Here is a 12,669-nt window from a genome sequence, read left to right on the forward strand (position 1 = left end):
CTAAATCAGAAATTCCCGCTGACGGTCAGGCGGAAGATCGGACCGATCCGGCGGCGCGAGGTCTCGCGGAACAGGATCTCGTCGGTCGGACGCGGCGCGGCGAAGACCGTGCGCTCGAAATTCTGCGTCGCGCCAAGGATGTTCGACGCCGAGGCGTTGAACGTCAGGCCGAACACATCCTTGTTCTCCACGAACACATCCACGAAGGTCGGGCCTTCGCCGCCGCGCCCGATCTCGAAGCGGCGCGAATAGGGCGCATTGTCGTTGCTGAACAATCCGGCGCCATAGGCCCAATCGGACTCCGCGATGTCGTGGCGAAAATTCGCCTCGATATAGTCGATGGTGCTGTTGGAGAACGGACGCTCCAGCCCGGTGAACGGATCAGTGACGTTCTGCGACGCGCTCGCCGCGGTGACGTCGAAACGCACGCCCTTCGCGCCGATCGGATCGAGCTTGAGCGTACCAGTTGCGGTGATCCGGCTGGATCGCGCATCGCCGATATTCCCCCGCGCCTCGCCGCCATTGTCGAGCGGGAAGAAATCGATGAAATCCTCGAATCGGCGGTAGGAATATTCGAGCTTGAGCGACCCCCACGGACCGAAGCGGCGATTGGCCTCGATATTGAAATCCCAGCTCTGCACCGGGCGCAGCGCATTGTTGCCCGCGTTCTGATTGTCGTCGTCGAGCGCCACGCTGGCGAGAAAATCGCCGAACGACAACTGGCCGACCTTGCGCGTCACCTTGACCGAAGCGTCGAAATTCCCGCCCGGTGTCCAGGCGAGCGAGAGCGATCCCTTGGGCCGCTGGAAGCTGCGCGAATTGGCCGCCGAGCCGGTCTGTTCGATGCGCGAATATTCACCGCCCGCCGTCGCCTGCACGGCGATGGTCCGCGTGACCTGCTTGCTGAAGGACAGGATCGCCTCATAGCGATCCTCGGTCACGCCGCCCGTCCCGGCGGGGAAGGGGATGGCGACGAACTCTCCTTCGGGAGACAGGCGGAACAGACCTGACGCGCGGTCGAGGCGATTGAACGCGGCCTCGCCAGCCAGCTGCCAGTCGGCGGAGAGCATCCGCCAGCCATATTCGAATCGTCCGATGCGTTCGCCAATACGGTTGGTCTGGGTAAAGCGGTTGCCGCGCGGCAGCGAGCCGTCGTCGAAGCTGTCGATGACGCGGCTTTCGAACTCGTCGCGCTCGTAGCGTTCCAAGCCGATCAGTTTCATCCGGCCGGGGCCGAGGGGAAATTCTATATCGCCGCCGATCTCGTATTCCGGCCCGCGCTCGCGCGCATCGGCGATGCGATCGCGCCGGGGGCGGAGCAGCGATGTGGCGGTTTCAGGCGTCTCCTCGAAAAAGAAATCCTCGCCATATTTGAGATTCAGATTGGCAAGCACGCTGTCGGAGAATTTGTAGGTGAAGCGGGTCGAAAGCTCAGGATTGTCGAACCCGCCGGAAAATTTGGTCGCCTGTGTCTCGATGAGATCGCCGCGACCATCGGTGATGATGATGTCGCCATCCGCGCCGAAGCGCTGATTGCCGTTGCTGAGCGCGACGGTGTATTCGAGCGCGCCGCTCTTGCCGGTCAACGAGATTTGACCGCCGTATAATTGCGGCTGCGCGTTATAGGCGCGAAAGCCCGCCGTGTAGCGGAACTGGCCCGAACTGCCGCTGCGCGCGATGACCACATTGGCGACCTGCCCGGTGAGGCCGGGGATGTCGAGGACCGTTCCATCCACGATCTCGATCCGGACCACGTCGCTTGCGGGGATGCGCTGCAACTGGTCGCGCGCGCCGTCGGATTTGCTCGATAGCCGCTCGCCATTGATCAGGACGTTCTGGCTCGCCTGGCCGAGGCCGCGTGCCGAACCGCGCTGTTCCGTAATCACGAAACCGGGGATGCGCGTGACCATGTCGAGCGCATTGCGCGGCGCGAACTGGGCGAAATACGCCGGTTCGTAGACGGTGCCCCGGCCCTTCTCGGTGCCATCCGCGACATTCGCGGTCGGCGCGCCTTCGCCCTGAAGCGGCTCGCCATCCTGGGCTATCCCTGCGGTGGCCGTCCCTGCGAGCAGCAGTGCGGCGCACCAGCGCAACGCCGGACAGAAACGGTAACTGGCGAAGATATCCTCCCTCATTGCCCACAGCTGTAATCGCTTTTGTCGGCGCGAATATCCGCCATCGACCGGGTGCAATCCTCGCCCGATGAACGGTCTGCCGACGCCGATGTGGCGCGTCGAACCGCACACCGTGTTGCGCGATAGGGTAAACACCCTTGAAAACGCCCCTATGATAGCGACATAGCGGGGCGAAACGGACGGCAAGGACACTCCATCACTATGATCGATCTCAGCGCAGCACTCGGCGACACTTACGGAACGCAGGGCCAGTTCACTCGCGATCCCAACACCGGCGCACTCGTGCCCGTGGTCGTCGAACAGACCAGCCGGGGCGAGCGCAGCTTCGATATCTTCAGCCGCCTGCTGCGCGAACGCATCGTGTTCGTGACCGGGCAGGTGGAAGACGGGATGGCCTCGCTCATCACCGCGCAGCTGCTGTTCCTCGAAAGCGAAAATCCCTCGAAGCCGATCAGCATGTACATCAACTCGCCCGGCGGCGTCGTGACGGCCGGCATGGCGATCCACGACACGATGCAGTATATCAAGCCGCGCGTGTCGACCGTCTGCATGGGGCAGGCCGCCTCGATGGGCAGCTTCCTCCTCGCGGCAGGCGAGCCGGGGATGCGAATCGCACTGCCGAACGCGCGAATCATGGTCCACCAGCCTTCGGGCGGCGCGCGCGGCATGGCGAGCGACATCGAGATCCAGGCCCGCGAGATTCTGCGCATCCGCAAGCGGATGAACGATCTCTACGTCAAATATACCGGCCAGAGCCTGACCGCGATCGAGAAGGCGATGGACCGTGACACCTTCCTCGAAGCCGAGGAAGCGATGGAATTCGGAATCGTCGACAAGGTGTTCGAGACCCGGCCCGAGAGCGAAGGCGGCGAAGGCGAAGGGTCGGGCGGCGCGCCCGAGTAAGACCCCGAGCGAACGCGCCGGATAAGCATTTGCCCGACAAGCGATTAACGCTTTGGACAGCCGGTTGGGCGTATACCCGACCGGCTGTGGCAGGATTTCTATGGCGCTGGAAAGGCACGGCCCATCCCGGAGCGGGCGCCGTGTCTCCGCTACAGTGTTGACCCTGCTCCGCTGGCGCCTACAAACGGCTGTTCGCCGAAGGCGTAGCGGGGCGAAGACAGGATATGACCGAGTTGACCGGAACCGATAGCAAATCGACGCTGTATTGCAGCTTCTGCGGCAAGTCCCAGCACGAGGTGAGGAAGCTCATCGCCGGGCCGACCGTATTCATCTGTGACGAATGCGTCGAACTGTGCAACGACATCATCCGCGAAGAGACCAAGGCTGGCATCGCCGGCAAGAAGGAAGGGGACATCCCCACGCCTTCGGAAATCTTTGCGACGCTCAATGATTACGTGATCGGGCAGGATCGCGCCAAGCGCGTGCTCTCGGTCGCGGTGCATAATCACTACAAGCGGCTGAAGCATGCGGGCAAGGCGGGCGACGTCGAACTCGCCAAGTCGAACATCCTGCTCGTCGGCCCGACCGGCTGCGGCAAGACGCTGCTCGCCCAGACGCTGGCGCGCACTTTCGACGTGCCCTTCACCATGGCCGATGCGACCACGCTGACCGAAGCGGGCTATGTCGGCGAGGATGTCGAGAACATCATCCTGAAGCTGCTCCAGGCCTCCGACTACAATGTCGAGAAGGCCCAGCACGGCATCGTCTATATCGACGAGATCGACAAGATCACGCGCAAGGCGGAAAATCCCTCGATCACGCGCGACGTGTCGGGCGAGGGCGTGCAGCAGGCGCTGTTGAAGCTAATGGAAGGCACCACCGCCTCGGTTCCGCCGCAGGGCGGGCGCAAGCATCCGCAGCAGGAATTCCTCCAGGTCGATACGACCAACATCCTGTTCATCTGCGGGGGTGCGTTCGCGGGGCTCGACAAGATCATCGCGGACCGCTTGCAGAAGCGTTCGATCGGCTTCGGCGCCCATGTCGCCGACCCGGACAAGCGCCGCGTGGGCGAACTGCTCGAAAAGAGCGAACCGGAAGATCTGCTCAAATTCGGCCTGATCCCCGAATTCGTCGGTCGTCTGCCGGTGATCGCCACTCTGCGCGATCTCGACGTCGATGCGCTGGTGACGATCCTCACCGAACCGCGCAACGCGCTGGTCAAGCAATACGCCAAGATGTTCGAGCTCGAGGATGTCGAGCTGACCTTCAAGGACGATGCGCTGAAGGCCATCGCCGACCGCGCCATCGCCCGCAAGACCGGCGCGCGCGGCCTGCGCTCGATCGTGGAAGGCATCCTGCTCGACACGATGTTCGACCTGCCGGACATGGACGGGGTGAGCGAGATCGTGGTCGACAAGGACGTGGTCGAAGGCCGCAAGGAACCGATCCAGGTCCATGGCGGCAAGAAGGATAAGGAAGAGGCGGCTTAACGCTCTCTTGGAAAAGAAACAGGATTGACCCCTCCCTTGCGTTTGCAGGGGAGGGGTTTCTCTTTTTCGCGTCCGACAATTCCGCCTTGTCGAGCGGTTTAACCCCCTCAGCAGCCTCCGACGCAGACCCGGTCGCGCTCGATCTGGATCGTCGTGTGGCCGATCCGGTGATGGTGCGCGAGTTCTTCCGCCACCTCGCGCAGGAAATCGTCGCCCGGATGGCCGCCCGGCATCACCAGATGTGCGGTGAGGGCGGTTTCGGTGGTGCTCATCGGCCAGATATGAAGATCGTGCACCACCTCGACGCCCGGTAATCCGGCGAGATAGGCGCGCACACCGCTTTGCGAAACGGTCTTGGGCACGGCCAGAAGGCTCATCGCGACGCTGTCCTTCAGAAGGCCCCAGGTGCCCCAGGCGATCACCAGCACGATCGCGATGCTGACGGCAGGGTCGATCCAGCGTTCGCCGGTCCACAGGATCGCCAGTCCCGCAATTACCACACCGAGGCTCACCAGCGCGTCCGCCGCCATGTGGAGGAAGGCGCCGCGAATGTTGATGTCGTCCTGACCTTTCAGGAACAGTGCGGCGGTGCCCGCATTCACGAGGATGCCGATGCCCGCCACCACCGCCATCGTCTCGCCCTGTACAGGCGCAGGTTCGGCGACGCGGCGCAGCGTCTCGAACAGGATCGCGCCGATCGCGATCAGCAAAAGGCCTGCATTGGCGAGCGCGGCAAGGATGGTCGAGGATTTGAACCCGTAGGTGAAACGTTGGGTCGCCGGTCGCTTGGCCGCCGCGCTGGCGCCCCAGGCGAGCAGCAGGGCCAGCACGTCGGACAGATTATGGCCCGCATCCGCGATCAGCGCCATCGAGCCCGACAGCCAGCCATACACCGCCTCGACCACGACGAAGCCGGTGTTGAGCACGATGCCGATCAGGAAGGCGCGGCCGAAATCCTTCGGGGCATGGGAGTGTCCGTGTCCGTGAGCATGGTCGTGTCCGTGAGCATGGTCGTGCCCGTGCCCGCGCTCATGCGAATGTTCGTGATGCGACCCCATCCTTTATTCGTAGACGCAGGCGTCCAACCCGTCACGCCCCACCACGCCGATCCGGGCGGAAATCGTATTGCCGTGACGGCGCAGCCAGCCGCCCGGATTCACCACCGAACGTTCCTTGGGCAGGGGCAGCGCGGCGGCCATGCGCGCCGCCTCGATCGGCGCGAGGCTGGCGGCGGATTTGTTGAAATAGCGCTGTGCGCCTGCCTCCGCTCCGTAAGTCCCGATCCCGGTCTCCGCGACGTTGAGATAGACCTCCATGGTCCGGCGCTTGCCCCAGATATTCTCGATCAGGAAGGTGAACCAGGCTTCCAGCCCCTTCCTGAAATAGCCGCCGCCCTGCCAGAGAAACACATTCTTTGCGGTCTGCTGGCTGATCGTGGAGCCGCCGCGGATGCGCCCGCCTTCCCGGTTCCGCCGGATCGCGTTCTCGATCGCTTCCTGGTCGAAGCCGTTATGCGAACAGAATTTGCCATCCTCCGCAGCGATCGCCGCGCGCACCAGATTGCGGTCGATATCGGAGAGCGGCTCCCAATCCTTGGTGATGCCGTTCTCGTCCATCAGCATGGTCGCGGTGACGGGCACGGGCACGAATTTGTAGAGGACGACGAAAAACAGGCTCAGCGCGACGAAGCCGAACACGATCTTGGCGAGGAATTTCATCAGCCACAGCATGGAGCAGGCGTCTAAACGCTGAGGCGCTTTACCGCAATTGCGAGCAGGCGCCCCCGCATCCGATGGTGTAGCGCGCATAGGGGATGCCCCAAGGGCCAAGCGCGGTCGCCGTGACCTGCACATCCATCAGGCTCGGTAGCGAGGTGCTGCCTTCGCCGCTTCCCGGCACTTCGCGCCAGTCGGAGAAACGCCATTGCTGCAAGAAGATCGCGTCGAACGCCTGCTGGATGGGATTGTCGCGCATCAGGGCGAGCGTATCACGTGCCTCGGCCTCGTAGGCGCGGGCGAGCGGGTCGTCTGGCCAGGCACTCAGATCGATCAAACGCGGCCAGAAAGCGAAAAGGGCGATGGCCGCATATAGCAGCCAACGCCCCTTTCGTGTCATTGGACGCGCGTGATCCGCCGGCGAGGGATCAGGCCATACCCGGCAGCAGCCGGTCACCCGCGATCGTCTTCATCGACTTCTGCAATTTCTCGAACGCCCGCACCTCGATCTGGCGGATGCGTTCGCGGCTGACGTCGTAGACCTGGCTCAATTCCTCCAGCGTCTGCGGGTTTTCCGTCAGGCGCCGTTCGGTGAGGATGTGCTTTTCGCGATCGTTCAGGCTGTCCATCGCTTCCAGCAGCATGTCATGCCGCACCTCGGCCTCTTCGGCGTCGGCGACGGTCTCGTCCTGCAAGGGGCGATCGTCGGTCAGCCAGTCGAGCCATTCGCCCGAGCCTTCCTCGCCATTGCGCATGGAGACGTTGAGCGATCCGTCGCCCCCCATCATCATGCGGCGGTTCATGTTGATGACTTCCTGCTCGGGCACGCCGAGATCGGTCGCGATCTTGGTCACGTCATCGGGATGGAGATCGCTGTCCTCGTAGGCTTCGAGCTGCTTCTTCATCCGGCGCAGGTTGAAGAACAGTTTCTTCTGCGCGGCGGTGGTGCCCATCTTCACGAGGCTCCAGCTGCGCAGGATGAATTCCTGGATCGAAGCCTTGATCCACCACATCGCATAGGTCGCCAGACGGAAGCCGCGATCGGCCTCGAACTTCTTGACGCCCTGCATCAGGCCGACATTGCCTTCCGAGATCAGGTCCGACACCGGCAGGCCGTAGCCGCGATAGCCCATGGCGATCTTCGCCACGAGGCGCAGGTGCGAGGTGACGAGCTGGGCCGCGGCCTCGCTGTCCTCGTGCTCTTCATACCGCTTGGCGAGCATATATTCCTGCTCGGCGGTGAGGATGGGGAATTTCTTGATTTCGGCGAGATAGCGATTGAGGCTCTTTTCGCCGCCGAGCGCCGGAACGCTCAAGGATTTGGACTTGCTCATGGTACCCTGACCTTTCTCTAGCCAGCCTCTGTGCGCGGACCCCTGATGGGCATCCGCGGCTGTGGGCCGCTGGTTGGATATATAGTCTTCGGATCGGTGCGCGTGAAGCGCTCTTCATCGATTTCAACGTGCGGTTTCGTCGATAAGTTCCCGCATGTCGCGGGGCAGTTCGGCGCGGAATTCCACCGTTTTGCCGGTCGCCGGATGGATGAAGCCCAGCTCCGCCGCGTGAAGTGCCTGACGCCTGAAAGCGAGGCTGTCGAGAAGGCTGCGAAGCGGTTTCGGCGTGCGTCCATAGACTGGGTCTCCCAATAGCGGATGACCGATTGATGCGCAGTGAACGCGCACCTGGTGGGTGCGGCCCGTTTCCAGCCGGCATTCGATCAGCGCGGCATGGGCGAGTCGCTGGACGAGCGTATAATGCGTGACCGCATGTTTCCCGCGTGAGGAATCCTTCGCGAGCACGGCCATTTTCTTGCGGTCCCGATCCGAGCGTCCGAGGCGCGCGTCGATCGTCCCGACAGGCGGGTTCGGATGGCCCGCGCAAACCGCCAGATAGCGGCGATGGATCGAATGGTCGGCGAATTGGCGCGCCAGCCCCTCATGCGCCGCATCGGTCTTGGCGACCACCAGCAGCCCGGACGTGTCCTTGTCGATCCGATGGACGATACCGGGCCGCTCCACCCCGTTGATCCCCGACAACCGGCCCCGGCAATGGTGGAGCAGCGCATTGACCAGCGTACCGTCGCGGTTTCCCGCCGCCGGGTGGACCACCATCCCCGCAGGCTTGTTGACGACGATCAGATGCTCGTCCTCGAACACGATTTCGAGCGGAATGTCCTGCGGCTCGAGGTCGAGGGGAGCGAGCGGGGGGAGCGCGACGGTGAAAGTCACGCCCTCTGCCACTCTGGCGCTGGCGGAGGTTGCAACCGCGCCCCCCAAGGTGACGGCCCCGTCCGCGATCAGCCCCTTGATCCGTTCGCGCGAAAGGTCCGTTGCCTCGGCGATGGCCTTGTCGAGGCGGTTCGCGGCGGGAAGCGTGCCAGTGATGCATTCGGGGCCGGACATCGTTATAGCCATGCGCCATGGCTCTCGTGGTGACAAGGCAGGCGATCGACCGCATGTTTGCAGAGGCCGAAGCCTCGCACCCCCTGGAATGCTGCGGATTGCTGCTGGGCGAGGACGATCATATCCACGAAGCGCGACCTGCGGCCAACGTCCATCCCGACCCGGCGCGGTTCTTCGAGATCGACCCGCAGACCCTGATCGACGCGCACCGGGATGCACGGTCGGGAGGCCCGGTCCTCGTCGGCTACTACCACTCGCATCCCCTCGGTCCGCCCGAACCTTCGGCGACCGACCGCGCGCAGGGCACGGGGGACGGCAGAGTGTGGGCGATCGTCGGCGAAGGGAAAATCGCGATCTGGCGCGATGCGAAAGATGGTTTCGAACCACTTTCCTACAGCGTCCACCATGGCTAGACGGGTCCGCGCATCCTGCCATCGGCCTGTTCGCGCAGGCGTTCCTCCCTACGCCGCGCGAATGCCCTGTCTTGCCGACGCGATTGGGATGCCGAATGTGATTGCGATGCGAAGGGCGGCTGTGTGGCCGCTCGCGCCATGCCCGGAATAGGAATACGATGACCGCCACCTCTGCCACCGATCTCGCCGCATTGCTGTGTTCGCGCCTTTGCCACGACATGCTGTCGCCGGTCGGCGCCATGTCGAACGGGCTGGAACTGCTCGCCAGCGAAACCGACCCCGAGATGCGGCAGAATTGCATGGAACTGCTCGAACAGAGCGCGACGATCAGCACCAACAAATTGAAATATTTCCGCCTTGCCTATGGGGCGGCAGGCGGTTTCGGGGACCGGGTCGGGATCGAGGAGCCGAAGGACCTGATCCAGTCGCTCGCCGCCGACAAGGGTCGGATCGAGGTGAACTGGGCCCTTGCAAGCGGCACGCTGGCGAAGCCTGCGGTCAAGGTGCTGCTGAATTTCGCCCAGATCGCCTTGGATGCGCTGGTGCGTGGCGGTACGCTCGATGTGGGCGCTGAGGTCAGGGACGGCGCCTGCGAGATCGTGATCCGCGCCGCGGGCACCAAGATCGCCTTCGACGAGGTTCTGGGCCGCGCGCTCGACGGCAAGCTGGCGAGCGACGAGCTGACCAGTCGCACCGCGCCTGCCCATATGATCCATCTTCTGGCGCAGGAATGTGGCGGCGGCCTGCAATATGCGCGCGGCGACGATGCGCTGGTCCTGGGTGCGGTTCTTCCCGAACCCGAAGGCATGATCGGGTGAGCGGGCAATCGGAAGGATCGGATTTCGGATCTGCGGGAGAGGGTTTGCCCTCCAGCCGTGACGAGCTGGTCCATCGCGAAGTGCTCTCGCCCAACCATGACGAGCGTGCCCTGCCGATTACCATGGTCGTCATCCATTACACCGAAATGGAGGACAAGGGCTTCGCGATCGAGCGGTTGTGCGATCCCGAAGCCAAGGTTTCGGCCCACTATCTGATCGGCGAGCAGGGCGAGGTCGTCCGGCTGGTGCCCGAGGAAAAGCGCGCCTGGCACGCGGGCGTGTCCTATTGGCGCGGGATCAAGGACGTCAATTCGGCGAGTATCGGGATCGAGCTCGACCATCCGGGCCACAAATACGGCTATCGCGGATTCAACGATGCGCAGTTCGAAGCGCTCGTCCCCTTGGTCGCGCGCATGGTCAAGCGGTTCGACATTCCGCGCGCCAACGTGGTCGGCCATTCGGACGTCGCGCCGCAGCGCAAGATCGATCCGGGCGAGCTGTTTCCGTGGGAGCGGCTGGCCGAATACGGGCTTTGCCTGCCGATCCCCGAAAAGCTCGAACGCGGCGATCCGTTCGACAATGACGCCTCGTTCTATCTCGCGCTCGAACGCTTCGGCTACGATATCACCGACGGGCACAAGGCGGTCGAGGCCTTCCAGCGCCGCTGGCGCCCGCGCCGGATCGACGGGATCATCGATGGCGAGGTGCGCGCGATCCTGTTCCAGCTCCTGCTCGACCGCGACCGCGGCACCACGCGCTAACCGGCGAGCGGGCCGAGCGCGCTCTTCAGGTCTCCGAGCCAGGGCTCGTAGGGCTTCCAGGCGCCCTGGCCGGAGCGATTTATGGGGCGGCGCACCTGTTCGGAACTCGCCGTGCGGACGGCGCGGGCGGTGCGGTGGAAGTGCAGGCACTCCTCCTCGAACGGCAGGCCGATATGGTCGAGCATCCGGCGGGTCTGGCCTTCGAGATCATCGAGGACATCCTCGTGCCTAACGCGCAGGACCTTGCCGGGCAGAACCTCGTCCCAATGCGCCATCAGGTCGACGTAATCCGCATAATAGCGCCCGATCTCGGTCAGGCCGTAGGTGAAGTCCTGCCCTTCGGCGAAGAGCTGCTTGAAGCCGGAGAAACAGCAATCCATCGGATCGCGCCGGGCGTCGATGATCGTCGCATTCGGCAGGATCAGCTGGATCAGGCCGATATGCCGGAAATTGTTCGGCATCTTGTCGATGAAGAACGGCGCGCCCTGGCGATGGATGCGGGTGTTGATGAGGAAATCCCGGCCGAATCCGGTGAGCTGTTCGTCGGTCAGATCGTGGAGCACTTGCGGATAGCGTGACTGACCCGCTTTGCGACCCCGCAGGCGGTGCGCCAGCGCGAGCACGTTCGGCAGTTCCAGCGTCCCGTCGATCTGCGAATGGCTGGCAAGGATCTGTTCGAGCAGGGTGGAGCCCGCACGCGGCAGGCCGAGAATGAAGATCGGATCGCGCGCCGGATCGCCCGCGCCTTGCCTGCCGTCGAACAGGTCGCGTGTGCAGGTCTCTTTCTGGGCCGCGAATTCCTCGCTCATCCGGTCCGCATCGTAGCGGGTCTGGCGTCGTTTCAGCGCATTGCCAGCCTCGTAGAAACCGAACGACGCCTCGTATTCCTCGCGATCCTCATGCGCCTTGCCGAGCGCGAAGCTAAGGTGGACGCGGTCCATGAAGGCGATTTCGGGCCGTTGGAGCTGCGCGTGCATCGCGGCGATTTCCGCTTCGGTGAAGCGGTAGGTCTTGAGATTGGCGAGCGCGTAATAGGCATCGCCATGATCCGGCTTGGCGGCGATGGCGGCGCGATAGGACGCGACGGCATCGTCCTGCTGTCCGGTGGTCTTGAGCGCATGGCCGCGCGAGGTCAGCGTCGCCGCATCGCTCGGCAGCCTCTCAAGGACGGTATCGAACAGGGCGAAGGCCCGCTCGTAATCCCCGGTCTGCATACTTTCGATCGCGAGATGCGACTGGAACAGGGGGCTGGCGGGATCGCGATCATACAGCGCCTCCGCCTCCTCGCGCGAGCGTTCGAATTTCTGCCGCTTGCGCAGCACGTCGATATAATCGAGCCTGACCTGGATATTGTCGGGTTCGAAAGCGACGGCGCTGTTCAGCAGGAATTCCGCATCGTCGAGAATGCCGAGCCGCATCCCGATCTGCGCGAGCAGGCGCATCGCTTCGACATGGCGCGGATTGCGGCGCAGGAAATGGCGGCAGATTTCCTCCGCGCGCAGGGGGCGGCCTTCGTGAAGGTGATGGGTGACGGCCACCAGCTCGCGCGGGAGCGCGGCGATGCGCTGCGCCTGTTCGCGCGCGGCGGCGGCCTGATCCGCACGGCCCGCTGCCGCGAACAGCTCAGTCTGGGCGGTCCAGCTGGCGCTGAGGGCGGGATTGAACCGAACCGCCCGCGCATAGGCGGTCAGCGCCTCCGCATCGCGTCCCTGCGCGCGGGCGAGATGACCGGCTTCCTGCCAGGCGCGGCCGTATTCGGGCATTTCGGCGTGGAGCCGCGCCAGATAGGCTGCGGCCTCGCCATGGCGATCGAGATAGCGGGCCGCGACGGCTGCCATGTACAGCGCATCCGCATCCGCAGCCTCGCGCGCCAGAAGCTTTTCGGCCTCCGCCAGCCCGGCAGCGAAATCGCCTTGCTGCAACGCCAAGCGGGCCCGACCGAGACTTTCGCTGTGATCGCTCATGCCAGGGCACCTCGCAAAAATGGCGGACGGGGGCAAACCTTCAAGAAGGTTCGCCCCCGCCGTGTGTG

At 64.0% G+C, this 12,669-nt stretch carries 12 protein-coding genes; 5 read left to right on the plus strand and 7 right to left on the minus strand.

Annotated elements, in window-relative coordinates:
- Positions 1–5: 5 nt before the first annotated feature.
- Positions 6–2,135, minus strand: a complete 2,130-nt coding sequence (locus tag GRI47_RS00925; RefSeq protein ID WP_160659541.1) for a TonB-dependent receptor plug domain-containing protein — start codon at positions 2,133–2,135, stop codon at positions 6–8.
- A 201-nt stretch (positions 2,136–2,336) separates the two neighbouring features.
- Between GRI47_RS00925 and GRI47_RS00930 the strand changes: the two genes are divergently transcribed.
- Together GRI47_RS00930 and clpX are read left to right on the plus strand one after the other, a co-directional pair.
- Positions 2,337–3,038 (plus strand): ATP-dependent Clp protease proteolytic subunit, encoded by a 702-nt coding sequence (locus GRI47_RS00930; protein ID WP_160659542.1) that lies wholly within the window; start codon positions 2,337–2,339, stop codon positions 3,036–3,038.
- Positions 3,039–3,262: 224 nt separating this feature from the next.
- Positions 3,263–4,528, plus strand: coding sequence for an ATP-dependent Clp protease ATP-binding subunit ClpX (gene clpX, locus GRI47_RS00935; protein WP_160659543.1), 1,266 nt, complete (start codon positions 3,263–3,265; stop codon positions 4,526–4,528).
- Positions 4,529–4,635: 107 nt separating this feature from the next.
- Here clpX and GRI47_RS00940 read toward each other — a convergent pair whose 3' ends face one another.
- The 5 genes from GRI47_RS00940 to GRI47_RS00960 all read right to left on the minus strand — a co-directional run bounded on the left by GRI47_RS00940 (position 4,636) and on the right by GRI47_RS00960 (position 8,645).
- Entirely contained in the window at positions 4,636–5,586 is a 951-nt protein-coding gene (locus GRI47_RS00940; RefSeq protein WP_160659544.1) for a cation diffusion facilitator family transporter, read from the minus strand.
- A gap of 3 nt (positions 5,587–5,589) precedes the next feature.
- A complete protein-coding gene (mtgA, locus tag GRI47_RS00945; protein WP_160659545.1) occupies positions 5,590–6,258 on the minus strand; it encodes a monofunctional biosynthetic peptidoglycan transglycosylase in 669 nt (222 codons plus the stop codon).
- 28 nt (positions 6,259–6,286) lie between these two features.
- Positions 6,287–6,580, minus strand: a complete 294-nt coding sequence (locus GRI47_RS00950) for a hypothetical protein (protein ID WP_160659546.1) — start codon at positions 6,578–6,580, stop codon at positions 6,287–6,289.
- Between the two features lie 91 nt (positions 6,581–6,671).
- Positions 6,672–7,577: an RNA polymerase sigma factor RpoH gene (gene rpoH, locus GRI47_RS00955; RefSeq protein ID WP_202387129.1), complete on the minus strand. Its 906-nt coding sequence runs from the start codon at positions 7,575–7,577 to the stop codon at positions 6,672–6,674.
- 123 nt (positions 7,578–7,700) lie between these two features.
- The gene (locus tag GRI47_RS00960; protein ID WP_160659547.1) at positions 7,701–8,645 is read right to left on the minus strand and encodes an RluA family pseudouridine synthase; all 945 of its coding nucleotides are present in this window, start codon (positions 8,643–8,645) and stop codon (positions 7,701–7,703) included.
- Between the two features lie 17 nt (positions 8,646–8,662).
- Between GRI47_RS00960 and GRI47_RS00965 the strand changes: the two genes are divergently transcribed.
- The 3 genes from GRI47_RS00965 to GRI47_RS00975 all read left to right on the plus strand — a co-directional run bounded on the left by GRI47_RS00965 (position 8,663) and on the right by GRI47_RS00975 (position 10,637).
- Positions 8,663–9,058 (plus strand): M67 family metallopeptidase, encoded by a 396-nt coding sequence (locus tag GRI47_RS00965; RefSeq protein ID WP_160659548.1) that lies wholly within the window; start codon positions 8,663–8,665, stop codon positions 9,056–9,058.
- A gap of 158 nt (positions 9,059–9,216) precedes the next feature.
- The gene (locus tag GRI47_RS00970) at positions 9,217–9,876 is read left to right on the plus strand and encodes a histidine phosphotransferase family protein (protein WP_160659549.1); all 660 of its coding nucleotides are present in this window, start codon (positions 9,217–9,219) and stop codon (positions 9,874–9,876) included.
- A gap of 122 nt (positions 9,877–9,998) precedes the next feature.
- Entirely contained in the window at positions 9,999–10,637 is a 639-nt protein-coding gene (locus tag GRI47_RS00975; RefSeq protein WP_237452684.1) for an N-acetylmuramoyl-L-alanine amidase, read from the plus strand.
- On the opposite strand, the gene GRI47_RS00980 is transcribed toward GRI47_RS00975, so the two are convergent.
- Positions 10,634–12,601, minus strand: a complete 1,968-nt coding sequence (locus tag GRI47_RS00980; protein WP_160659551.1) for a tetratricopeptide repeat-containing sulfotransferase family protein — start codon at positions 12,599–12,601, stop codon at positions 10,634–10,636. The two genes, GRI47_RS00975 and GRI47_RS00980, sit on opposite strands and share 4 nt — an antisense overlap.
- Positions 12,602–12,669: the final 68 nt, after the last annotated feature.

This window comes from Qipengyuania pelagi, from assembly GCF_009827295.1.
Taxonomy (GTDB): Bacteria; Pseudomonadota; Alphaproteobacteria; order Sphingomonadales; family Sphingomonadaceae; genus Qipengyuania; species Qipengyuania pelagi.

Bases quoted from the DNA above. Each gene is read 5' to 3' on its own strand.
- GRI47_RS00960 (WP_160659547.1), bottom strand. From the start codon at position 8,645: ATGTCCGGCCCCGAATGCATCACTGGCACGCTTCCCGCCGCGAACCGC.
- clpX (WP_160659543.1), top strand. From the start codon at position 3,263: ATGACCGAGTTGACCGGAACCGATAGCAAATCGACGCTGTATTGCAGC.
- GRI47_RS00965 (WP_160659548.1), top strand. From the start codon at position 8,663: ATGGCTCTCGTGGTGACAAGGCAGGCGATCGACCGCATGTTTGCAGAG.
- GRI47_RS00930 (WP_160659542.1), top strand. From the start codon at position 2,337: ATGATCGATCTCAGCGCAGCACTCGGCGACACTTACGGAACGCAGGGC.
- GRI47_RS00975 (WP_237452684.1), top strand. From the start codon at position 9,999: ATGGTCGTCATCCATTACACCGAAATGGAGGACAAGGGCTTCGCGATC.
- GRI47_RS00940 (WP_160659544.1), bottom strand. From the start codon at position 5,586: ATGGGGTCGCATCACGAACATTCGCATGAGCGCGGGCACGGGCACGAC.
- GRI47_RS00970 (WP_160659549.1), top strand. From the start codon at position 9,217: ATGACCGCCACCTCTGCCACCGATCTCGCCGCATTGCTGTGTTCGCGC.
- GRI47_RS00980 (WP_160659551.1), bottom strand. From the start codon at position 12,601: ATGAGCGATCACAGCGAAAGTCTCGGTCGGGCCCGCTTGGCGTTGCAG.
- rpoH (WP_202387129.1), bottom strand. From the start codon at position 7,577: ATGAGCAAGTCCAAATCCTTGAGCGTTCCGGCGCTCGGCGGCGAAAAG.
- mtgA (WP_160659545.1), bottom strand. From the start codon at position 6,258: ATGCTGTGGCTGATGAAATTCCTCGCCAAGATCGTGTTCGGCTTCGTC.
- GRI47_RS00925 (WP_160659541.1), bottom strand. From the start codon at position 2,135: ATGAGGGAGGATATCTTCGCCAGTTACCGTTTCTGTCCGGCGTTGCGC.